At 69.0% G+C, this 21,526-nt stretch carries 17 protein-coding genes and 1 pseudogene; 4 read left to right on the top strand and 14 right to left on the bottom strand.

What is annotated here, in order from left to right; translation table 11 throughout:
• Positions 1–394 precede the first annotated feature (394 nt).
• A complete protein-coding gene (locus B0G62_RS11345) occupies positions 395–1,810 on the top strand; it encodes an MFS transporter (protein WP_103704275.1) in 1,416 nt (471 codons plus the stop codon).
• A 71-nt stretch (positions 1,811–1,881) separates the two neighbouring features.
• On the opposite strand, the gene B0G62_RS11340 is transcribed toward B0G62_RS11345, so the two are convergent.
• The 13 genes and pseudogenes from B0G62_RS11340 to B0G62_RS11280 form a co-directional block, all read right to left on the bottom strand.
• The gene (locus B0G62_RS11340) at positions 1,882–4,701 is read right to left on the bottom strand and encodes an Hsp70 family protein (protein WP_103704431.1); all 2,820 of its coding nucleotides are present in this window, start codon (positions 4,699–4,701) and stop codon (positions 1,882–1,884) included.
• An 84-nt stretch (positions 4,702–4,785) separates the two neighbouring features.
• Positions 4,786–6,630: an Hsp70 family protein gene (locus B0G62_RS11335; RefSeq protein WP_103704274.1), complete on the bottom strand. Its 1,845-nt coding sequence runs from the start codon at positions 6,628–6,630 to the stop codon at positions 4,786–4,788.
• Positions 6,627–7,235 carry a DUF2760 domain-containing protein gene (locus B0G62_RS11330; RefSeq protein ID WP_103704273.1) on the bottom strand — a complete coding sequence of 203 codons (609 nt, stop codon included), beginning with the start codon at positions 7,233–7,235 and terminating at the stop codon, positions 6,627–6,629. The genes B0G62_RS11335 and B0G62_RS11330 overlap by 4 nt, the downstream gene beginning before the upstream one ends.
• A 320-nt stretch (positions 7,236–7,555) precedes the next feature.
• On the bottom strand, positions 7,556–7,882 hold the full coding sequence (locus tag B0G62_RS11325) for a hypothetical protein (RefSeq protein WP_103704272.1): 327 nt from the start codon (positions 7,880–7,882) through the stop codon (positions 7,556–7,558).
• Positions 7,879–8,400, bottom strand: a complete 522-nt coding sequence (locus B0G62_RS11320; protein ID WP_103704271.1) for a hotdog family protein — start codon at positions 8,398–8,400, stop codon at positions 7,879–7,881. Before B0G62_RS11320 ends, B0G62_RS11325 begins: the two co-directional genes overlap by 4 nt.
• Entirely contained in the window at positions 8,397–9,227 is an 831-nt protein-coding gene (locus B0G62_RS11315; protein ID WP_103704270.1) for a beta-ketoacyl synthase chain length factor, read from the bottom strand. The genes B0G62_RS11320 and B0G62_RS11315 overlap by 4 nt, the downstream gene beginning before the upstream one ends.
• Complete coding sequence (locus B0G62_RS11310; protein ID WP_103704269.1) at positions 9,224–10,450, bottom strand: beta-ketoacyl-[acyl-carrier-protein] synthase family protein; 1,227 nt, start codon at positions 10,448–10,450, stop codon at positions 9,224–9,226. Before B0G62_RS11310 ends, B0G62_RS11315 begins: the two co-directional genes overlap by 4 nt.
• Before the next feature lie 63 nt (positions 10,451–10,513).
• Positions 10,514–11,455 carry a polysaccharide deacetylase family protein gene (locus B0G62_RS11305; RefSeq protein WP_103704268.1) on the bottom strand — a complete coding sequence of 314 codons (942 nt, stop codon included), beginning with the start codon at positions 11,453–11,455 and terminating at the stop codon, positions 10,514–10,516.
• On the bottom strand, positions 11,452–13,920 hold the full coding sequence (locus tag B0G62_RS11300; RefSeq protein WP_407671147.1) for an MMPL family transporter: 2,469 nt from the start codon (positions 13,918–13,920) through the stop codon (positions 11,452–11,454). Before B0G62_RS11300 ends, B0G62_RS11305 begins: the two co-directional genes overlap by 4 nt.
• 106 nt (positions 13,921–14,026) lie before the next feature.
• On the bottom strand, positions 14,027–14,671 hold the full coding sequence (locus B0G62_RS11295) for an outer membrane lipoprotein carrier protein LolA (RefSeq protein ID WP_103704266.1): 645 nt from the start codon (positions 14,669–14,671) through the stop codon (positions 14,027–14,029).
• 140 nt (positions 14,672–14,811) lie between these two features.
• Positions 14,812–15,744, bottom strand: a pseudogene (locus tag B0G62_RS11290) (LpxL/LpxP family acyltransferase); the annotation flags it as partial.
• Positions 15,741–17,510 (bottom strand): AMP-binding protein, encoded by a 1,770-nt coding sequence (locus B0G62_RS11285; RefSeq protein WP_103704265.1) that lies wholly within the window; start codon positions 17,508–17,510, stop codon positions 15,741–15,743. The pseudogene B0G62_RS11290 and the gene B0G62_RS11285, both read right to left, overlap by 4 nt.
• 53 nt (positions 17,511–17,563) lie before the next feature.
• Entirely contained in the window at positions 17,564–18,232 is a 669-nt protein-coding gene (locus tag B0G62_RS11280; protein ID WP_244193190.1) for a COG4648 family protein, read from the bottom strand.
• Positions 18,233–18,787: 555 nt separating this feature from the next.
• Here B0G62_RS11280 and B0G62_RS11275 point away from each other — a divergent pair.
• The 3 genes from B0G62_RS11275 (at position 18,788) to B0G62_RS11265 (ending at position 20,644) form a co-directional block, all read left to right on the top strand.
• Positions 18,788–19,048 (top strand): phosphopantetheine-binding protein, encoded by a 261-nt coding sequence (locus tag B0G62_RS11275; RefSeq protein ID WP_103704429.1) that lies wholly within the window; start codon positions 18,788–18,790, stop codon positions 19,046–19,048.
• 51 nt (positions 19,049–19,099) lie between these two features.
• Positions 19,100–19,816 (top strand): 3-oxoacyl-ACP reductase FabG, encoded by a 717-nt coding sequence (fabG, locus tag B0G62_RS11270; RefSeq protein WP_103704428.1) that lies wholly within the window; start codon positions 19,100–19,102, stop codon positions 19,814–19,816.
• 63 nt (positions 19,817–19,879) lie between these two features.
• Positions 19,880–20,644, top strand: a complete 765-nt coding sequence (locus B0G62_RS11265; protein WP_103704427.1) for a glycosyltransferase family 2 protein — start codon at positions 19,880–19,882, stop codon at positions 20,642–20,644.
• Positions 20,645–20,649: 5 nt separating this feature from the next.
• Here B0G62_RS11265 and cobA read toward each other — a convergent pair whose 3' ends face one another.
• Entirely contained in the window at positions 20,650–21,435 is a 786-nt protein-coding gene (gene cobA / locus B0G62_RS11260) for a uroporphyrinogen-III C-methyltransferase (RefSeq protein WP_103704264.1), read from the bottom strand.
• Positions 21,436–21,526 lie beyond the last annotated feature (91 nt).

The following is a 21,526-nucleotide window of genomic DNA, read 5'->3' as shown; positions in this document are numbered from 1 at the left end:
ACGGGGCCGCGTGCGCGAGGTCTGTATTTCAAGGGTTTGCGGCGCGACTCGCGTGGTTCGCACGATGAATGGCATAGCTATTGCTTAGAGAGCAGCGGGGTCAACGATGGCCTCGACGAATTGACATCGTTTCGCGAGCAGGCGGTTTGCAAGCGCGACGATCGAACCTGGCAAGGCGGGGCAACGGCGTCCCGAAGCGTGTTTCCCATGGAGCGAACAGTTTCCATGCGGTTGCGCTTCGGGACGCTTTTTTGTTTTTGGCGCGAGGTGTATCCGTTGGCGCGCGACCGGCCGGTTCGAAGCAAGGTTCGCTGAATAAATCGGAGTGCGAAGTTAAACGGACGAGGGGCGCGACGTGATCCGCGCACCCGAGTCCATTACCTGGGAGTGCCTCGTGAAAGACCTTTTGAGTTCGCTGAAGAGCGGCAACTGGCGCGCGCTGCTGGCGTGTTTCCTGTATTTCGACACTGGCTTCACGGTCTGGGTGATGTTCGGCCCGCTTGCGCCGTTCATCCAGAAGGACATTCACATGGCGCCGGCCGAACTCGGCCTGCTGGTCGCCGTGCCGGTGCTGGGCGCGGCCATTCTGCGCGTGACGCTCGGCAATCTCTATCAGGCCTGCGACGGCCGCAAGGTCGCGCTGATGGGCATTGCGCTGTCGGCGATTCCGGCCGTCGTGCTGCTGCTGATGCCGGGCGCGCCGTCCTACACGCTGCTGCTGGTGCTGGGCGTGCTGCTGGGCGTGGGCGGCGCGAGCTTCGCGGTGGCGTTGCCGATGGCGGGCAGCAACTATCCGCCGAAGGTGCAGGGCCTCGTGCTGGGGCTGGCCGCGGCCGGCAACATAGGCGCGGTGCTCGACGGTTTTCTGTTCCCGGGCCTCGCCAGCAACATCGGCTGGGCGCACGCGACGGGCGCGGCGCTGCCGCTGCTCGGCATCGCGGCGCTGGCCATGTGCTTCTGGGCGCGCGACCTCGGCCAGAAGTCGGGCAGCGTACCGAAGGCATTGCGCGCATTCTTCATCACGCTGGCGGGGCTGATCGCGCTCGTGCTGGCCGTGCATGAAGGCGTGTTCGGCGCGGGCAAGACCGGCGTGCTGCTGCTGCCGCTGATGGGCGCGCTGCTGGCGATCGCCGTGTTGCCGCGCCACTATCGCGGCGTGCTGGCGGAAGGCGATACGTGGGTCGTGATGCTCGTGTACAGCATTACGTTCGGCGGCTTTGTCGGCATGTCGTCGTATGTGACGACGCTGCTCGTGTCGCTCTATCAGGTGCCCAGGCTCGAAGCGGGCGTGATCATGTCGCTGCTGGCGCTCACGGGGGCGATGGTGCGTCCGATTGGCGGTCTGATCGCCGACCGGATCTCGGGCGTGCGCGCGCTCGTGCTGCTGCTTGCGGCGATCTCGCTGTGCGACTTTGCGTTCGCCGCGTGGATGCCGCCGTTTGCGGCCGGTATCGCGCTGCTCGCGCTCACCTATGTATGCTTCGGCCTGGGCAACGGCGCGACGTTCCAGCTCGTGCCGCGCCGCTGGCAGGGCCGCACCGGCCTGATGTCGGGCATCGTGGGCGCGGCGGGCGGCATCGGCGGGTTCTATCTGCCGGTCATCATGGGTATCGCGAAGGAAAGCACGGGCAGCTATCAGATGGGTTTCGCGACGTTCGGCGCGCTGGCGGCGGTCGCGTTCGGTCTGGTGGTCGCGCATCGCACGCGCTGGCTCGAATGGGCGCTGCCGCAAGAGGCGCTGATGGCGCAGCCGGTCGCCGTGCAAGCGGTGAAGGCCGTGCAGGCTGTCGAGGTTCAGGCGGGAAATTGACGCCCACCTGCTGAACCGATGAACGACGCGCTCCAGTGAAAACCGGAGCGCGTTTTTGCGTGGCAGGACTTTTAACCCGCCATCAACTTCAACCCTGCCGGCAACGCCTCGCCAAACACGCGCCCGGTATCGGCGTTATCGAGCTCCACGACCTCGCGCACCATTTCGATCCACGTGTGCGGCGCGTTCGCGCTCTCCAGCCGTTTGAGCACCGTTTCGCGCAGCTCGGGCGCGATATCGCGCGAACGGTCACCGGTCATGCGTGCGATCTGCGCGGCGGCGAACATCGCGGGTTCGACCTTCTTCCAGTCGAGCGCGAGAATCGCGTCGAGCCATTGCGCCGCCACGTCGGGCGGCACGACGCCGTGCGCGCTGCCATAGAAGGGCAAACGCGCGCCGATGCGGCCCACGGCCCACCAGCTCTGATGATTCTCCGCAGGCTTTTGCAGACGCTCAAGCAGTTGTCCGCCGATGTCGATCTTGCTGGCTGCGTCGATCTGCTCCAGCGACGCGTAGAGCCGCACCATGTCCGCGTGACCCAGCTTCGATGGATCGAAGGGCAGCTTGTGGTGTTTCGCGCTCGCCGCTTCCTCCAGCCAGCGCATCGCCGCGAGCACCTGTTCCTGCGCCTCGGTGTCCAGGCCGCCCGCCGCGCGCCGCCACAGCGTCCACCATTCGGACCAGACCTGGCTGTCGTTGACGTGCTGGATGCCGTCGTCGAACAGCGTCCACAATTGCCCGACGCGCCATTCGTCGAGCGGATAACCGAAGCCCGGCCGCACGCAGTAGCCCGCCAGGTTGAGCCAGAGGCGCTCGTGATCGGCGGAGCGGCGGCGGCGCCCCGCGCGGTCCCAAAGCGCGCCGAAGAGTTCGCGCAGCAGCGGACTGTCCCAGTTCTGGCGCGGCCCGAGCGTGTGTTCGAGCTGCGCGCGCAGGCGCTTCACTTCCTTGGGATCGACCTTGGCGGACTTCGCACCGAATACGCGGTCGATCAGCGCGATGGCTTCGTCGAGCGCGGGATGGCGCACGCGCGCACCGGCGTCCGGGCGCGCGTGGTCCTCGCGGCGCAACTGGAATTCGAGCAGCCATTGCTGCGCGGGATCGTCGGTGGCGATGCAGCGCACCTCCAGCGTGCCGATCTCGGTCAGTTGCGCGGTGAGCTTGACCGGGCGTTCGCGCCCCCCCTGATTGCCCGCGACCACGGTGGCCAGCGGCGGCAAGCGGATGAAGTCGCCCGCCTGCGTGCTGGTTAGTTCGGCGATTTCTCCGGCTTTCCAGCGCGTATCGGCGACAGTCGAGACCAGATGGAACTGCACCGGATGACCGAGCCGCAGCGCGAAGGTGCGATCGTCGAGCCGTACTTCGTGGCCTTCCTCGGTGCCGCGCGGCAGCAGGCAGATGCCGTGCGGCGCGGCTTCGACGTCGTTTTCACCGCTGCTTTTGCCATCATCGAGCACCAGGAAATAGCTGCGCGGTGAGCCGCCGCCGATGCGCGGCGCGCGCCCCTTGCGCGCGAGCGCGAAGGCGACCGCGCCGCGTGCGACGGCCACGTCGGGGTGATCGTTTTGCAGCACGGTGAGCGGCGCATCGCGCCACGCGCCGAGCGTGTCGCGCAGACGCGCGGCCAGCGCGGGCGCGTTGAACACGCCGCCGTTGAGCAGCAGCGTGTCGGGCACCGGCGGCGCTGCTGACGCTTGGCTTGCGGGCAAGCCAAGCGCCTCGCGCGAGTGCGCCGCGAAGCGTTGCAGGAAGGCCGCGATATGCCGCGTGATCGCCGGATCGGCGGCATAGGGCAGGCCGAATTCGACGATGGCCGCGCGCGAGCGGCGCGGCAGATCGCCAGCCTCGCCCGCCGGGAAAAAACCGTCCACGACGATGCGCGCCGCTTCCTCGCGCGTGATCTGCGTGCTGCGCGCGCCGCCGATCAGCTTCGAGCCCGCGCCGAGCAGCGTCACGCCGACCGCTTCGGGCGCGTCCTCGTCGAGCAGTTGCTCCTTCGCGACGCGGCAGCGTTCGACCAGTTGCGAAAGGCTGGCCGCCGAGAGCCTGCCGCTTTGGCCGGACATCTGCACAAGACGGCTTTCCGCCAGATGCGCAAGCGCGAGATCCATGTTGTCGCCGCCGAGCATCAGGTGGTTGCCCACGCCGATGCGCGTCAGGCGCGGCTCGCCGTTGTCATCGACCTGCACCTGGATGAGCGTGAGGTCGGTCGTGCCGCCGCCCACGTCGCACACGAGCACGAGGCGCGTGCCTGCGAGTTCGGCCTGCAACGAGTCGCGATGATGAAACAACCAGTCGTAGAATGCGGCCTGCGGCTCTTCGAGCAGGCGCAGTTTGGGCAGTTGCGCGCGGCGCGCGGCTTCGAGCGTGAGCGTGCGCGCGCCGTCGTCGAACGAGGCGGGCACGGTGAGCACCACGTCCTGCTGTTCGAGCGGCGCATTCGGGAAACGGTGATTCCACGCGGCGCGCACATGCGCGAGATAGCTCGCGCTGGCGTCGACCGGCGAGATCTTGCCGACATCCTCGGGCGCGCCCCAGGGCAGGATCGGCGCGAGCCGGTCCACCGAGGCATGGGAGAGCCAGCTTTTCGCACTGGCGACCAGCCGCCCCGGCACCTGCGCGCCGAGCGAGCGCGCAAGACGGCCGACCACGGCGGTGTCGCCGTCTTTAGCGTCTTGCGGCGCGGACCACGGCAGTTGCAGCGCGCTTGACGGCAATTCGCCGGGCCCGGCGTGATAGCGCGCCGACGGCAACAACGGCTGGGCGCTGACTTCGCCGGGCGCCGTGAGTTGCTCGATATCGAATACGCGGATTTCGTCGCCGCCCGCTTCGGCGTAGGCCACGACCGTATTGCTCGTCCCCAGGTCGATACCGACGACGTATGACTTCATCGCGCTCAAATGCTGACTCGGTTGGCGGTGAGACGGGCGCTGCCCTGGCTTGGGCCGCGCCCTGATGGATGCGCTGGGCGCGCGTCAGGCGCTCACGCCGCCGCGCACGTCGAACTCGACCTTCCAGCGCTCGTGGCTGCCGGACGGCACGGCTTCGAGTTCCAGCGTGCCCGCCTCGGTCACGCGCGCGTGCAGCTTGACCGGCACGATTTCGCCGGGCGTGCGGCCTTCGGTCGGCAGCGTGGCCTGGATCTCTTCGAGTTCCTGAAGTTCGTCCGCCGACCAGTAGTCGAGCAGCGTGCCAACCTGATCCTGACGGCGCACCGACGAGCCGAAGAAGCGGAAATGCACCGGCTCGCCCACAACCAGGCCGAATTCCTGCGCGGGCAGCGGCGCGTCCGTGCCTTCTTCCATGCCGAACGGCGCGACGCACAGCGCCGACACGGGCGGCTCCAGACCCGGCACCGCGGGCATGGCCGATTCGACCGCCACGTAGTACGCGCGCGCCGTGCCGCCGCGAATGCGCACGCCACGGCCGCGCTTCACATAGCCGTAGTACGCCGCGCCGCGCGCGACCGCAAGGTCGAGATCCGCGCCGCCCAGCAGGCGTGCGGCAGGCGCGCCTTCGGCCGCGAGCCAGCCGTTGACGATGTCGAGCACGCGCCCGGCGAGCAGTTCCGACTTGAACACGCCGCCATTGAACAGCACGGCGGTCGGGTGCAGGAAGCTCGCGCCTTCGGCGGGTGCGCCGAAGCCTTCGACTTGCGCAAGCGCCGCGACCTGGCGGCCGAGGAAGGCCGCGAGATGGCGCGTGACGCCCGCGTCCTGCGCGTAGGGCAGGCCAAGCTGCGTCAGACCGGCGCGGGTGCGCACGGCCGGACGCGCGGCGGCATCCACCTGCGGGAAAAAGCCTTCGAGAATGATCTGCGTGAGTTCCGCGCGCGTGAGTTCGGTGCGGATCGACCCGCCAATCAGCTTCGAGCCGCGGCTGGGCACCACGAGCGGCACGGTGTCCACGCTCGCATCGGACAGCAGCGTTTCCTTGGCCGAGCGGCACGCGTAGGTGAGCGCGCGCAACTGCCACGGATCGGCCTGGGTGCCCTGGGCCGCGAGCTTGCGCGCGACCACGTGGGCGAGCGCGAGATCCATGTTGTCGCCGCCGAGCAGGATGTGCTCGCCCACGGCAACGCGATGCAGTTCGAGATTGCCTTCGCGCTCGACCACCGCGATCAGCGAAAGGTCGGTCGTGCCGCCGCCGACGTCCACCACGAGGATGATGTCGCCGACCTTGACGTCCTTGCGCCAGCCGCCGCCGCTCTTCTGGATCCAGCTATAGAGCGCGGCCTGCGGTTCCTCCAGCAGCGTCATGCGCGTGTAGCCGGCGGCCTGCGCGGCTTCGGCGGTCAACTCGCGCGCCGCCGGATCGAACGAGGCCGGAATCGTCACGGTGACGTCCTGCTCGCCGAACGGCGCTTCCGGCACGGCCTGGTCCCATGCCTCGCGCAGGTGCGTGAGGTAGCGGATCGACGCTTCGAGCGGCGACACGCGCGCGACTTCGGGCGGCGCGTCGTTCGGCAGGATCGCCGCGCGGCGATCGACGCCCGGGTGGCACAGCCAGCTCTTCGCGCTCGACACGAGGCGGATCGGCGTGCCCGCGCCCCGGCTGCGCGCCATCTCGCCCACGGCGTACTCGCGCGTGGCCGTCCACGGCAGCGTCAGGTCGCCGGGCGTCAGTTCGCCCGCATTGGGCAGATAGAGGAACGAGGGCAGCAGCTCGGGCGATTCGATCGCGCCGGGCGCCGTCAATTGCGTGATCGGCAGCACGTCCTGCACGGCTTTCTCGCCGTCACTGCGGGTCAGGTCGACATACGAGAGCGCACAGTGGGTCGTGCCCAGATCGATGCCGATGGAATAACGGGCTTCGCTCACAGTTCCACCTCGGCTGGTGCGATGATTTTTGCGTCATGCGATTTGACGAGCCTGGGCAGCTTGACGTCCTCGACGCGCCAGCCGCGATGGCTGACTGTGCCGTTGAAGGGCGCGGCGCCGACCACGTTGCCGGTCAGGCGGATCGCCGTGGCGTCGAAGCCTTCGGCGATGGTGACGCGGCTGCCTTCGGCTTCCGTGCGCACCGGGCGGATCGTGAAGTGTTCGCGCAGCGTCGCGCGACAGCCTTCGTGGACGAGGCGCGCGGCCGCGCCGATGTCGGCGTCCGCGTAGCCCGCGATGTCTTCCTCGACGAAATCGACGAAGCGCGCGTTGCGCTGGAGCAGGCCGAGCAACTGCATAGCCGATTGCGGGCTGGCTTCCTCGATGGCGCTGGCGGCCGCAGCGACAGGAGCCGGGGCGGGCGCAACCGGCGCGGCTACGGGGGCGGGCTGGGTCGCGACAGGTGCGGAAACCGGTGCATCAAACGTCTCGCCGTTGCGCAGGCGGCGCACGCCGGCGGCCAGTTCGGCATTGCCGAGAATGGCGAAAAACGATCCGAAGGCGAGCGAAACGCGGCCTGCGAATGAAATCTTGGGTTCGGTCATCAAAACAACTCCAGTGGGCTCGCGCGCGGGCATCCCGGGCAAGCGGTCCGGCCGGCCGCGCGTCGAGGCCCGGATGATACGTCCTCGGGCGGCGTCTGCTAAGGGCGCAGGCCAAACCGGCAGGAAAAATAGAAGCCCGGCACGGGCTCGAAAACCCGTATTTTGCCTTGTTGTGGGCGCGAGACGGGCAAATTGGCCGTTCGGCAGAGGGATTCGGGCCCGCAAAGCCGCGAAATCGCGGGTGCGGCGGGCCGATTGGGGGAGTTTGGGCGGGCTGTCGCGGCTATCTGCGCGATGCCGTTTTAGCAGTCAGCCGTCAATTACGCATCGTCGCCATGCGCTTCTTCCCGGGTTTCTTCCCGCGTGTCGTCCCGGGTTTCGTCCTTGTGGAACACACGTTTGGTCGCGCGTTTGGTGGCCTCATAGCCCTCCCGCGACGCGTGCGCGATGCCGTGGCCCACGGTCCTGGCCGCATTCGCGGTCGCATGGCCGAAATCACGCGCGGCGTGGCCGGTTTTGTGGGCGGCCTCTTTCGAGTCGTGCTTGATGTTTTCTTTTACTTCGTGCAGATCGGCGTGCGCCGCCGAGCTGACGAGGCCGAGCAGCAGCGCGGCCAGCGCGGCGAGGATAAGCGGACGATTTTTCATGGGGATTCTTCCTTGATTGTGGCTGGGCCACTGCCGGTCAGCCGCGCCGAGGCGTCGAGCATCACGGCGGCGCGGCCCGAGAGCAGCGCCTGCGCGCCGCAGCGCACGGTGAACGCGTAGAGCACGCTGGTGCCGTCGCCGCTCAGGCGTTCGGCCTCGATCGTGAGCGGTGCGGCGAAGGTGTCGAGGCGCGCGACGTGGGCTTCGACGCCGCGCACGCTGGCGAGAAAGCCCACGCGCGGTTGGGCGTCGTTGCTGCCGTCGCCACGGCCGCCATCAACCAGCGCGCCGTGCACGGCCATGGCCTGCGCCGCGTATTCGATGCCGCACGCCGAAGCGAGCCGCCCGCGCGAGCGCAGCGGATTGTGCGGGTCGCGGTGGCTCGTCGCTGTGCAGCGGATGCGCGTGTCGTCCCAGGCCTCGACGCCGTCGAGCAGGCACATCGCGCCGCTGTGCGGAATGTGCGCCGCGATCCACGCGTGATCGGGCAGCAGGGTGGGCAAGCGGGCGGAACTCACGGCGCCGGCTCCGTCAGCGCGTCCGGGAAGCTCAGATCGATGCGCACGCGCGTTTCCGGCAGATAGTCGATCACCACGCTCGCCGCGCGCCGCGCCGCAATCGCTTCGAGCAGCGGCAGCCCGCGCGCCGCCGGATTGCCGGTGCGCAGCGCTTCGAGTTCCGGCGAGGTGAGCGCTGTGGCGGGCGCGTCCGTGAGTTGGGCTTCGATATGGGCGAGCGCGGGTTTATCGGCACCGCTGTCGGCCAGCGGCGCGAGCACCAGCGCCACGCCGAACGCGTCGGGGACGGGGCGTACCGCGTGCAGCGGCTCGGGATAGTCGGTGTCGTAGGCGATCAGCAGGCTCGGCTCGCCGTCCGCGGCGACCTGGCAGAGGCTTTCCAGCAAGCCCGCCGCGAAGCTGCCGTCGTGCGCGCAGAGCACGTTCGACGCGCCGCGCGCCTGCGCCGCGATGCTCCAGTAGCCCGCCGGCGCGTTGTGCACGGAGTTGTGAAAGCGCGTGGGCGAGAGCTGGCGGTCGTCGCCCGCGAGGGTTTCGCAGATCGCGTGGCAGTTCTGGCCGTCGGCGCCCGAGGCTGCGAACACGGCCGCGAGCGTGGTGACATCGCGCCCGCTGGCGGCCACGGCTTCGTGGCCGACGGCCAGCGCGGTGCGCACGACCGGGCCAGTGCGGCGCCGCTCGGCGGCAGGCAGGGACGCGGGCGGCGGCAGGACGGTGCGCGCGCTCGCGTAGGGCGTGCGGCCCGCGAGCACGTCGGCGGCGTGCGGCCAGTCGGCCAGGCCGGGGCCGATCAGGCCGATGCTTTCGATGCAGGCGTGCAGTTTCATCGCGGATTCTTCCGGGGCGTGTGGACGAACGGGACGCGCCCGAAAACGAGGCTGCAATTCGTCCCGCCGAAGCCGAACGAATTGCTGAGCACGGCGCGCAGATCGGCGTCGCGGCTTTCCAGCACGTAGTTCGTGCCCAGTACCGGGTCGGGCTGGGTCGTGTTCACGCCTGCGGGAATGAAGCGGTGGCGCAGCGCGAGCGCGGCGGCCACGGCCTCCAGCGCGCCCGCCGCGCCCAGCGTGTGGCCGGTCGCGCCCTTGGTCGAGCTGCATGGCGTGGCGTCGAATAGCGCGGCGATGGCGCGGCTTTCGGCGGCGTCGTTGCTGGGCGTCGCGGTGCCGTGCAGGTTGATGTAGCCGATGTCGTGCGGCGCAAGACCGGCGGTGGCGAGCGCCTGCTCGATGGCCGCGCGCGCACCGCGCCCTTGCGGATGCGGCGACGACATATGGTGCGCGTCGCTCGACTCGCCCACGCCGAGCAGCATCACGGCATCGTCGCCGGGCGCTTCATCGGCGGGCAGACGCTCCAGCAAGGCAAACGCCGCCGCCTCGCCGATCGAAATGCCGTCGCGCGCCACGTCGAATGGCCGGCACGGCTGGCGCGACAGCAGTTCGAGCGAGTTGAAGCCGTACAGGGTCGTGAGGCACAGCGAATCGACGCCGCCCACCACGGCCGCGTCGATCAAACCGGCCTCGATCATGCGCCGAGCCGAACCGAAGACCTTCGCCCCCGACGAGCACGCCGACGAAATCGCCGTCGCCGGTCCGCGCAGCGCGCAGTACGCGCGCACGAAGGCGGCCACGGAATAGGGGTTGTGGGTTTCGGCGTAGTGGAAGCCCGGCGCCAGCGCGCCGCTTTGCGGGTCGCGCGTGCGATAGGCCTGCTCGGTTTCGAGGATGCCGCTCGTGCTGGTGCCGATGAATATGCCGATTCGGCTGGCGCCGTAGCGCGCCACCGCTTGAGCGACGCGTGCGGAAAAACCGTCCTGTTCCAGGCCGAGTTGTGCGAGACGGTTGTTGCGGCAGTCGTAGTCCTGGAGATCGGCGCGCATCGCCACGTCGTCCACGCCGTCCACCTTGCCGATCCAGGTGTCGAGGTCGGCGCGCTCGAAATCGCACGGCGCGAGGCCGCCGCGCTGGCCCCGCAGGGCGGCCAGCATCGCGTCGAGACCGCGCCCGAGGCAACTGGTGGCGGTGTAGTGCGAGAGCAGGATGGGGTTCACGAATGTCGTCGGGTGATAGACCGGGTTAGCGCGCCGGGCGGCGCGGTCATAGGTTGATATCGGTCAAATTTTATCAAACGGGGCGGCGTCAACCGCTTTCCGGGCGGGGATTTCGGCGCGCTTTTGCGTCTTTTCCTGCGCATTTTCTTGCCGGCCTTCAGGCGTAATTTCGCCGAGCGCCGCGCGCAGCGTCGTCCACTGCAACTGGGCGTGCGCGGCGGCGCGCAGCAATGCGGGCAGGACGCTCAGCACCACTGGCTCGCCATCCGGGCCGCGTGCCGAGTGGCCGTCGTGAACCAGCAGAATGTCGCGCGGCGCGAGGCCGTGAAGCAGGCGCTGCGCGACCTTGCCCGCATCGCGCTCGCGCGTGTCGAAGCCGCGCCGCGTCCAGCTCGCCAGATGCAGGCCCAGATCGCACAGCACCGGTTCGAGAAAGGGATTGCGCAGGCCCGCGGGCGCGCGAAAGAACAGCGGCCGCGTGCCGCTGATCTGCGTGAGCGTGCGCTGTGCGGCCTCGATCTCGCGCCGCAGCGCGCCCGGCGCGCACAACGAGAACGTATGGCGATGGCGCTGGCTATGGTTTTCGACGGCGTGGCCGCGCGCGATCATCTGCTCGACGATGTGCGGGTAACGCTGCGCCAGTTCGCCGATGCAGAAGAAGGTCGCCCGCGCGCCGTGCGCGTCGAGCAGATCGAGCACGCGCGGCGTGACTTCCGGGTCCGGGCCGTCGTCGATGGTCAGGGCGATGCGGCGGTCGTCAGAATGTTGCGAGGGCGGCAGCCGGGTCCAGTTCGGGCCGAGCAAAGCGCTCTTCGGCCAGAGTCCCGCCGCCGTCAGCACGAGATGCGAGGCGATCACGCTGCCCGTCGCCCATGGCCACGTCGCCGGTTGCACGAGCATGGCCGCCGCCGCGCCCACGTGCAGCGCGGCGCTGCCGGTGATGAGCGGCGCGGGCTTCCAGCGGCGCGGCGCGGCGGTGGCCGGGAGCGGCGTCGGGGCGTTCATGCGCGTTTCTCCTCGCGGGCGTTCAGGCGCGCGCCAACCGCAGGCGCGGGGGCGGCGCGCGCGGCCTGCGGTGCAAGGATCGCCGCGAAGGCGAGCGCGAGCATCGCGCCTGGCCCGACCGTGAGGCCGAAGGTTTCGAGCAGCGGCACATGCGACAGCGCGAGCAGGCCGAAGCCCGCCACCGTCGCGAGATTGGCGACCAGCAGCGAGACCAGCGTGCCTGGCGCAATTGAGGTGTTCGGGCCGTCATCGTGCTTGCAGAAAAACAGCGCGTAATTCGATCCGACCGCGACGATCAGCAGCATGCCCACGAGATGCAGGATCGTGAGCGGCACGCCCGCGAGCGCAAAGCCCGCCGCCACGACGAGCACGGCGGCGACGAGCGGCGCGAGCGCGCGCGCGGCACGCCGGCCCGAGCGCAGTGCGCAGGCGAGCAGCACCGCGATCGCCGCGAAACCCGCGAGCGAGAGGCGGATATCTTCGCGCACGTAGTTCGCGTAGAGGCCGTCGGCCTCGGTTTTCAGATCGACGAAGAGCGCGCCGGGCACGTGGGCCTCGCCGACGGCGGCGCGGATCGGCGCGGCGTCGAGGCTCGATGTATCGGCCTGGGTGGCTCCGTCCGGCGCACGCAGCGCGAGCATCGCGTTCCACCCGCCGTCCGCGCGCGGCGTGAGCAATGCGTCCACGGCCAGCGCCATCGAGGTGCCGCGCAGATCGGCACGCGTGATCGGTGCGGCCTCGCGCGCCGCCGCGACATCGGCGAGGAAGGGCGCGAAGGCGTCGGGTTTGAGCGTGATCGGCTGATTGGCGAGCGCTGTGTGCAGGCGTGCAGCCAGCGTGGCGTCGTCCGGCAGGCTCGCGCGGCGCGCGTGCTGCGTGGCCGCGCTCGGCAGATAGCGCGCCGGGCTTTCGAAACCCGCGAGCACGCCGCGATCGACCAGCGGCTGCAACTGCGCGCCGATCTTTTCCGCCCCTTCGAGCGCGGCCTGTTCGCTGGCGGCGGGAATCTCGACCAGATAGCGCACGTCGGGCGCGCCGACGTCGGCGCGCAACCGCGCGTCGAGCGCCTGGCTGGCGGCGGGGACCGGGCTCAGCGCGGAGAGTTCGTGGCTCCACAGCCCGTCGCGATGCAGCGCGAGGACCGCGATAGCGGCGAGCGCCAGTGCCGCGAGCGGCCAGCGCAGACGCGGCGCGGCCTGCGCGGCGCGCGCGAGCCAGGCCGCCAGAAGCGTGACGTCGCGCATCGCGACCGCGCCGCCTTGCAGGCGCGGCAGCACAAAGCGCGTGACGAGCGCCGCCGTCACGAGTCCCGCGATCGAATAGGCGCCCAGTTGCACCAGGCCCGGAAAGCCCGAAAACAGCATCGACGCGAAGCCGCACACGGACATCAGCACGCCAAGCCGGATGGTCGGCCAGTAAGCGGCGACCCAGGCGCGCAGCGTGTCGTCCTGGCGCGCGCCGGCCGGCGTCTGCGCGGACTGCACGAACAGATAGATCGAGTAATCGACGGCCTCGCCGATCAGCGTCGTGCCGAAGCCGAGCGTGATCCCTTGCACCGTGCCGAACGCGAGGCTCACCGCCGCGATGCCGGCCGCCACGCCGGACAGCACCGGCAGGAGGCCGAGCACGAGCGTGCGCGGCGAACGGTAGAGCGCGAGCAGCAGCGCGACGATCAGCACGAGGCTCAGCGCCGAAATGCGCTCGACGTCATGGCGGATCGCATCGCGCGTCTGCACGGAGAACACGCCGGGGCCGCTCATTTCGATGCGGCAACCGGACGCCTGCGGCAGCGCGCGCGTGGCCGCGCCGAACGCGCGCTGGATGGCGGCGACGGCATGGGCCTGGGCGTCGGTGTCGGAGCCTGCGGCGGCGGTCTGCGCGACTAGCACGGCGCGCGTGCCGTCGCGCGAGGCCCAGACGCCGTCGCGGGTCGCGGGCTGCGCGGCGCCGTCGAGCTGGCCGACGAGCGCGGCGACTTCGCCGGTCGGATCGTGCGGCAGCAGGTCCTTGGCGACGAGGCCCGCCGAAGAACTGAGCAGATCGAGACTGTCGCCGAGCGCCGCGTGCAGGCCCTCCGCGCTAAAGCGCTGTGGCGTGACGGCGGGGCTTAACGCATAGCGATGCGCGAACACGAACTGCTGGTCGCGCGCGTCGTTGATGGCTTCGCCATTGTGGACCGCCGCGAATCGTTGATCGGCGCGCAGCGTTGCGGCGACTTCGCGCGAGAGCTGCGCCCGGGTCGCGGTGTCGCCGCCTTCGATGGCGACGAGGATCAGCCGCGAGACGACGCCGTCGCGCAACTGATCGATCAGCACGCGCTGGCCGGCGCTGGGCGCGCGCGGCAGGAAGGCGGACAGATCGGTGCTGAAGTGCGCGCGTGCAATCGCGCCCGCGCAGGCGAGCAGAAACAGCAGCCAGACGAGCACGGCGCGCCGCTGCAGCGCGTGCAGGGCGCGGGAAATCAAGCCGTTTGAGCCATGTGAGCCATGTGAGCCATTTGGGCCGTCAGGGCCGGGTTTGAGCGGGGCGTTCATACGGGTCGGGCGGCGCGCGAGTCGAGACTTGCGCCGCTCAGTTCGGCGTTGCCGCAGACACTGCGGACGCCGTGAGCGGCCGCAACTGCATCAGCGAATGATCGCCGCCCGCCTGCTGGATCGCGACGCTGCGCAGGCGGTCGCGCGTGCCTTCGAGCGTGATCGCGCTGACCGTCTTGCGCATCCGCGAATCGCGCGGCGTAAGCGTGAGCGTCCACTCGTCGCCGCTGCCCGCGAGCGCGACCTGGTAGGTCTGTTCAAGCGCCAGGCGGTTGCCCGTGAGCGTCGCGCGAATGCTTTCGATGAACGCGCCCAGTTCCGGATAGTGCGCGAGCGCCAGCGTGTATGGGTGGCTGTTGCGATCGACGGTGAGCATGTCGCCGTCCACGACCAGGTGCTCGGGCTTGGGCTTGAGCGTGTTCTTTTCCAGATGATCGGGCGCGACGAAGGACAGCTCGCCCGACGATTCGACGGGCTGCGTCGCGATCGACAGGTACTTGGTTTCGGTGAAGGCGGCGCGTCCCGACTTGTGCTGCGCGAGCGTGGACATCAGCCGGTCCAGGGTCCAGTCGGTGCCGGCGTGCGCGACGTTTGTTCCGGCCAGCAACAAGGCGGCCAGCACGGGCGCGAGCACGCGCTTCGAACAAAGGCCATGAAGGCGATCGAGACGGAAGGCGTTCATGCGTCGGAAGTCTCCCGGGCGGCGAGGCTCGCCGTGGCTTTGTCGCGGCGCGCGTTGGCGCCATTGGCCACCGCGAGCCGGGCGGCGGCCAGTGCCGCGCTGTTCGGCTTCGCTGGCTCTGCTTGCGTGCCTTGCAGCGTCTTCGCCGTCTGCCAGAAGTCGAAGTAGTTGAACCAGTTATAGGGCGCCGCGCGGCAATGCCGGTCGAGCAGCGCGACGTAACGCACCAGCGCCGCGTCGATGGCCGCCTGGCGCGCCTCGCGCGGCGTGTGCGTGAAATCGGCGAGCGTTTCGAAGTGCACGTCGTAGCGATTGCCGCCGCGATAAAGCCCGGTCATGAAGATGACCGGGCGCCTGAGCATCGCGGCCATGTAGAGCGGCCCGAGCGGGAACGCCGCCGGTTCGCCCAGAAAGGCCATGCGGCGCAGCGCGGCGGTGTCGTCGGCGAGCAGGGTGCGGTCGGCGAGCATGCCCACCATGCAGTTTTCGTCGAGCCGCTCGCTCACGCGCAGCATCGAATCCACCTGACCGAGGCCAATCACCTCGGGCTGGGCGGCGGGATTCACGGCGGCGAGCGTCGCGTTGATCCGGCGCGCGTTTTCCTCGAACATCGTCACGACCACGCGCAGATCGGGCCGCGTGCGCCCGAGCGCGCGCACCACCTCGAAGCTGCCCAGATGCGCGCCGATCAGGAACGCGCCGCGTCCGCCCGCGAGCGCGTCATCGACGAGCTGATGGCCTTGCGGCCGGATGTCGAACAGGTCGAAGCGCTCGTTCATCAGATAGATGCGGTCGTGGATCGTCGCCGCGAACGTGAAGACGTGACGGTAAAGGTCGAGCCAGTTCGCCGGACGGCCGAGCACGCGGCGCAGATAGTCGCGCGAAGCGGCGCGCGCGCGCGGCGAGAACAGCACGAAGTAGAGCGCGGTGAGATGCACGAGCGCGCGCGCCACGCGGCGGCCCAGGCGCAGCGAGATCCACGTCATCGCGCGCAGCAGCAGGGCGTTGCCGCGCTCCTCGCGCTGCGCCCAGTCGGTGCGGTTGGGGGGAGTCGTCTGATTCTGCTGGGTCATGGCTGCGGCCCTTCCGGCGAGTGTGTTGCGCCCGCCGTCAGCGACAGCGTGCCGCTCGCGACGTCGCGTTCGCCCGCGCGCACGGTGAAGCGCACCGCGCCGCTGGCCTGCGCGTCGAAGGCGAGATCGAGCGCCTCGCCCGGCGCGGCCGGACTCAGGAACTTCGCCGCGCTCAAACGCCAGGCGTCGACCGGACGATCGAGCGCCGCGCCGATCGCGTCGATGGCATGGTCGAGCAGCATCACGCCCGGCACGATCGGATGGGCCGGAAAGTGACCCGGCAGCGCGGGATGGTCGGCGGGAATCGTGAAGCTCAGGGCGGCGTTCACGGTGGCTTCGTTGCCCTTTGCATTGCCCGGCAAAGCGCCGCGCGTGTGCTGCGCGACCAGCGCGGCGAGCACATCATGCGGCAGCTTGCCGGTCTCGTTGCGCGGCAGCGTGGCGACGAACACCAGCGGGCGCGGCATGAACGCCGCGTCGATGCGCTCGCGCAGCGCGCGTTGCAGGCGCGTGGCGTCGAGCGTCGGCGCGACCACCAGCGCCACAAGTCGCGTAACCGGTTCCGCACCTTCGCGCGTCGCACGGGCGTGGTCGTCGGGCATGAAGAACACGCCGTCCGTTACGCCGTCGATCGCGTTGAGCTGATGGTTCAGATACGCGAGCGAGGTACGCTTGCCCGCGATATTGATGAGGTCCGCCTTGCGGCCGTGCAGCAGGAAGTGCCGCGCGTCGAGCAGTTCGAGCGCGTCGCCCATCGGCACCGGCGCTTCGACGTGGCCGCCCGAGGCCCACATGGTCGGGCCGTCTTCCGGCGTATCGTTCGCGCCGGGCTGCGCTTCCAGGCGGATGCCGTCGAACAGCGCCCAGGTCGCGCCCTGCGCCGTGCGGCGCGTGGCGATCTGGCCGGTTTCGGTGCTGCCGTAGATTTCGACGAGCGGCGCGTGGAGGCGGGCTTCGGCTTCGCTGGCGAGCTTTTCCGCGAGCGGCGCGGTGGCGCTCAGAACGAGTGCCGCTTCGGGCAGCGGCGCGTCGCTGGCTAGCAGCGCGCGCAGATGGATCGGCGACGTCACGAGCACGCGCGGCTGCGGGACGGCGGCCAGTTCGCCGCGGATGTCCTCGGGATAGAAGGGCTGGCGGTTGCTGAACGCCAGACCGCCGATCAGCGCGAGCAGCACCGTCGATTCGAAGCCGTACATGTGCTGCGCGGGCACGGTGCCGATGAGCGTGGGGGCGTGATCTTGCCCGGTTGAGAGGCCCAGCCGCGCCGCCGCCGCCTTCACGTTGGCGACGAGAAAACCCCATGTCTTGCGATGCGGCACCGGCGTGCCTGTCGAGCCGGACGTGAAAACGTAGGCCATGACGCGGGACACGTCGATCTGCGGGACGTCGAGGGGCGCATTGTCGTCGTCGGGGGGGAGGGCGGTTTCTTCGGCTGCGGGATAACGCAAACGCGGCAGGTCGATCGCGCAATCGGCCGTGTCGTGCAGGCAGAACGCGTCGGGCGCGAAGGCGGCGAGCTGGCGCACCATCTCCGGCGTCTGCGTGGATGGCAGCAGACTGATGCGGCCCGTCACGAGCGCCGCGCACAGGCTCACGGCGAAGCGGTAGCGGTCGCGGCAGACGTTGAACACGTGAGCGCCCGGCGGCAGCACGGCCGCGACCCGCGCGACCTCGGCGAGGAACGCGCGCACCGTGACCGGTGAGCCGTCGCGCCAGGCAATGACCTGACGGGGCGAGGTGTGAAAGACCAGCGGTTGAGTTGGCATAAATCGGTTGAGACGAAAACAAGGACCGGCGCTGCGGCGCTCCGGCCGGAAAATCACTGCATTTGGCCCGCGTTCGTCTGCCGGTAAGCGCGTATCGCGTCCATCATGCGCGCCTGCGGCTCGTCTGGCACCGCGAAACGCCGGAACGCGTGCTCGGCGACGAACATCGCGCCCACCAGCGGCAGCGCCAGATAGTTCGCGAAGGTCGACCAGTCGACGATCGGCGCGAAGGCGAACAGCAGCGTCGAAACCGTCGCAATCGCCACGAAGAACGCCGTCCAGGCGAGCGTGAGGCTCCGCGTGTAGCGCGTGACCGCAGGCGAAAGCCGCCTGGCGTGAGGGCCGCGCATCATTGTCGCGAACTGCGTGCACAGCGGGACGCGCCCCGCCGCGAGCGTGCGTCCGAACAGCAGCGCCATGCCAAGATTGAAGCTCGCGTGTTCGAGGTAGAGACCCCATTCGAAGTGCTGAGCAAGCGGCGTGCGCGCTGCCCACAACGCGCCCGTGACGACCATCCACAGCGCCAGCCACCCGGCGCGGCGCGGCGAACGGGCGGCGGCGCCCAGCGCGAGCAACAGCGGCGGCGCCAGCGCCATGACGAGACCCAGTCCATGTTCGTCCGGCGTCGCGACGGCATGATGCGCGAGCACCTGATACGCGACGACCGCCACGATGGCCAGCGACGTCCGCATGAAGCCGGTCGTCTTGTTCGCGGTGTTCATTGCCAGTCTCCCGGGCGCGAGGCTTCGCGCGCTGCGTGGCAGCGCGATGCGAGGCGGTCGTGAAAGAAGGCGCGGCAGAGCATGGTCGAGAGAGTGTCCGATGGATTTCAGATTGCTTTCGGGATAGTGGTCGAGGTCACGAAGCGTCTTAGGTCATATGAATGACAGGGGCCAAATTCAGGGCAGGCGTATTTTAAGATGCCTGAGCCGCATTCCCGGTAAGCCTTCCGGACGGTTTGTAACCGTTTGTATGGCGTGATGGGAGGGCTTTCGGGCGAGCAAACCGGAGATCACCCTGTACCGTTGAGGCGCCGCGCGGCTTTACGTCCCAAGAGCAGCGCGGCGCGTGCCCGACGCTCTGTAACCTTTCGGAAGGGCACCCCGTATACGCACCGATACCCATCGTCTAGAATCCGCGTAACTTTTACCAACGAACCCCAAAATCAGGGCAGGCGGGGCCGGCGCGGGCGACCGGCGCGGGCACACGCAGGTGGCCCGGGGCCCTTGGCCGAAAGCGATGCAAATCCGCGCCTTGATCCCACGCTCCGTACGCACATGACTCCACTCGAACACGATCTCGCGACGCTGATCGTCGGCGAACTGAATCTCGAAGACGTCTCGCTCGACGACGTGAGCGCCGAGACCCCGCTCTATGGCGAGGGTTTCGGACTCGACTCCATCGACATTCTGGAAATCGCGCTGCTGATCTCGAAGAAGTACGGTTTCGAGCTGCGCTCGGACAATCCGGATAACGAAAAAATCTTCGCGACGCTGGGCGCTCTGGCCGCCTATGTCGAGGCGCATCGCACGCGCTGAGGCGTTGCACATCGGCCTGAACGGGGAGCCCGGATGCAGAACGACAAACCCATGCGCGCGCTCGTGACCGGCGGCAGCGGCGTGCTCGGCCAAGCCATTTGCGCCACGCTGGCCGCGGCCGGCCATGAAGTCTGGGTGCACGCGAACCGCCGCCTCGACGACGCGCAGGCCGCCGCGCAACGCATCGTTGCCGCGGGCGGCAAGGCGCACGCGATCGCTTTCGACGTGACGGACGCCGACGCCGCGCAGGACGCGCTGGAACGCCTGATCGAAGACGCGCCGGTGCAGATCCTCGTCAACAACGCCGGCATCCACGACGATGCGCCGCTCGCGGGCATGACGCGCGAGCAATGGCGCAGCGTGATCGACGTGTCGCTCAACGGCTTCTTCAACGTCACGCAGCCGCTGTTGCTGCCGATGATTCGCACGCGGCGCGGGCGCATCGTCAATATCGCCTCGCTGGCGGGCGTGATGGGCAATCGCGGTCAGGTCAACTATTCGGCGGCCAAGGCCGGCTTGATCGGCGCGACCAGGGCGCTGTCGCTCGAAGTGGCTTCGCGCGGCATCACCGTGAATGCGATCGCGCCGGGCATCATTGCCTCGCCGATGGCGCAGGACGCCTTTCCCGCCGAGCGCATCAAGCAGCTCGTGCCCGCGCAGCGCGCAGGCCAGCCCGAGGAAGTGGCCGGCATGGTCGCCTATCTCGTGTCCGACGCGGCCGCCTATGTGACCGGGCAGGTGCTGTCGATCAACGGCGGCCTGGCATGAGGGCTTAGCGTGCTGAAGCCGGACCTCGCCGCGTCATCAAACTTTGTCAGTATTCCGTTCGCCATGTCTACGCCCGCCGCTTCCACCACGCATCTCGTCCTGATCCCGAGCTACAACCCGGGCCTGAAGGTCGAGGAAACCGTGCGCGGCGCGCGCGCGCAATGGAATCCCGTCTGGGTCGTGGTGGACGGCAGCACGGATGGCAGCGCCGAGCGTCTGCAGGCGATGGCCGCCGATGATCCCGGTCTGCACGTGATCGTGCTGCCCGCCAACCGGGGCAAGGGCGGCGCGGTGCTCGCGGGCATGGAAGCGGCTGCTGCGCGCGGTTTTACGCATGTGCTGACGATGGATTCGGACGGCCAGCATCCCGCCGCGCTGATCCCGCGTTTCATGGCCGCTTCGCAGGCCGAACCCGATGCGATGGTGCTGGGCGTGCCGAAGTTCGACGCGAGCGCGCCGCAACTGCGCGTACAGGGCCGCCGGCTGTCCAATTTCTTCGCGGATTTCGAGACCTTGTGGGCCGGTATCGGCGATTCGCTGTACGGCTTTCGCGTCTATCCGATCGCGCCGCTCGTGAACATCATGCAACGGCAGTCATGGATGCGTCGCTTCGATTTCGATCCCGAGGCCGCCGTGCGTCTGTGCTGGGCGGGCGTGCGGCCGATCCAGATCGAGGCGCCCGTGCGCTACTTCGGCGCGCATGAAGGCGGCGTCTCGCACTTCAACTACGCGCGCGACAACCTGTTGCTTTCGTGGATGCATCTGCGGCTCGTCGCGGGCCTGGGCGTGCGGCTGCCGTGTCTGATGGCGAAACGGGTGATTCGCTAGGTTTTCTAAGCGCGACGCAGCACCGGCAAAGTCGTTGCGTGCGCATCGAACGAGTCAAGCGAGATCGCTTCGCCGATCGCATCGCCAACCAGGATGATCGCGGGACTGCCCAGGCCCGCTGCCTGCGCCAACGCCGCGATATTGCCGAGCGTGCCCATGACGCGCCGTTCCTGAGCGCTGCCGGCCCACTGCACGACCGCAGCAGGCGTTTGCCTTGAAAGCGTTTGCGCGAGCGTTGCGCACAACCCTTCGATGCGGCTCATCCCCATATAGATCGCGAGCGTCATGCGCGTGGCCGCGAGCGCTGGCCAATCCGGCTCGCTATGGTCGCGCAGATGCGCCGTCACGAAGATCACACCCTGGCAGTGATCGCGATGCGTGAGCGAGACGCCCAGGCCCGCCGCCGCAGCGAACGCCGACGACACCCCATTGACGATTTCAAACGGCACACCCGCGCGGTGCAAGGCAGCGAGTTCCTCGCCCGCGCGCCCGAACAACAACGCGTCGCCGCCTTTTACGCGCACCACGTCATGCCCTTTGCGCGCATAGCGCACCATGAGGCGCTCGATAAAAGCCTGCGGCGTCGAGCGGCAGCCGCCGCGCTTGCCAACCCGGATGATGCGCGCCTGCGGTGCGAGCGTGGCGATCTCGGGGTTCACCAGATCGTCGAGCAGCACGATCCCGGCACGCGCGAGCGCTTTCGCGGCTTTGAGCGTGAGGAGGTCGAGATCGCCCGGGCCTGCGCTCAATAAGGTGACGGTTCCGGTTCTGGCGTTCGTCGTGTCGTTCATATTGCGTCCTCTGACTGCGCACTCGCTAATTTTGCGCTTCAAATGCAAACGGCGTCCGCCCGTCTTTGATGACGAGGGGACGCCGTTGTCC

Origin of the sequence: Paraburkholderia eburnea, from assembly GCF_002917095.1 — a bacterium.
GTDB classification, from domain to species: Bacteria; Pseudomonadota; Gammaproteobacteria; order Burkholderiales; family Burkholderiaceae; genus Paraburkholderia; species Paraburkholderia eburnea.
The sequence above is the reverse complement of the archived record's forward strand: the minus strand, read 5'-3'. Positions and strand labels throughout refer to the sequence as shown.